Here is a 1,036-nt window from a genome sequence, read left to right on the forward strand (position 1 = left end):
GCCTTGGCCCTGGAAGTGCCCGGTTTTTCGTAGGTCGAGCAGTTGTCGTTCGGCCCAACCAGCCCAATTGCGAGTGTCAACAGTTCTCGTAACCCGGAAGCCGAGCTTTCCTAAAGTTCCAGACTCGGATGCAAGTCGATCCATCAAAGGTTTGTAGAGTTCTTCCAGCGCTTTTTGTTCTTTTATCGTAGCGGCAAAAACATCGTGGTACGCGTCCATTCGTTTAGCATTGAGCGTACTCCGCCGCTCTTTGGCGCTTTTGGCATCTGCAAGCTGCCTTTGAAGCTCTTTTAGGTTCGATTGTTCTTTAGTGATACGATTGGTGAGTTCGCCATATTGTTGCTGCACAAGGCGATCCGCTCCGATCATCGTAGACAGTCGTTCTTGCTCTGCCTTCAAAGTGTTCAAAGGGAGTGTTGACAAGTCAGCGTCATCAGCGATTAAAGCGGTTTTGTTATCTTTGGAATCGACAGCCTGGCCTGTCAACTCGGCGATTTTAGCATCTGTCTTCTTCACATACTCGGCCAAGTTGGTATCGACATCGCCTTGGAATATGAGGAGGAACTTCTGCCATTCTGCGTCACTGAGCCCACTTCTCTGGTGTTCGGTTTTGATCTTCCTCAGATGGCCTGGGGCCAACTTTTCCCGGGTGTCTTTTACTTGATCTTGTAATGCGATTACGGAACGCTTTTGCTCTTTTATTCCCAGAATTTTGCCGCGACATTTTTCGAGTGCTTCAGTCACTTCCGCATGGCGATTTGCTTTTGCTTCACTGCCTTTGACAATAAGACCGTCTCGGTCTTTCAAGTAACCATTGATCCGTGCTTGCAACTGTTTCACTTCGGCTTCGCGTCCGGCGACGGACTTTTCTTTTTCCATCTCGGAGGCAATGGCCGCCGAAAGTTCATTAATTTCGGCTGCAGCGCTCGCCCTGTTCTGAATAAATCGATCTGTTCGCAGATCTCGCAGTTCTCCAAATTTCGTGGCCCCTTCCCTGTCGTCAATCGGGTGCGCATCGAATATCACACGTTCAATT

Annotated in this window: 1 protein-coding gene; it reads right to left on the minus strand. The window is 49.2% G+C overall.

Translation table 11 applies throughout. The features are described from left to right. Nucleotides 1–1,036, minus strand: a 1,036-nt coding sequence (locus tag WA429_RS21255; RefSeq protein ID WP_443082697.1) for a hypothetical protein, incomplete at both ends; no start/stop codon positions are given.

Source organism: Thalassospira sp. CH_XMU1420-2, from assembly GCF_037029325.1.
In the GTDB taxonomy this organism is placed as follows: Bacteria; Pseudomonadota; Alphaproteobacteria; order Rhodospirillales; family Thalassospiraceae; genus Thalassospira; species Thalassospira povalilytica.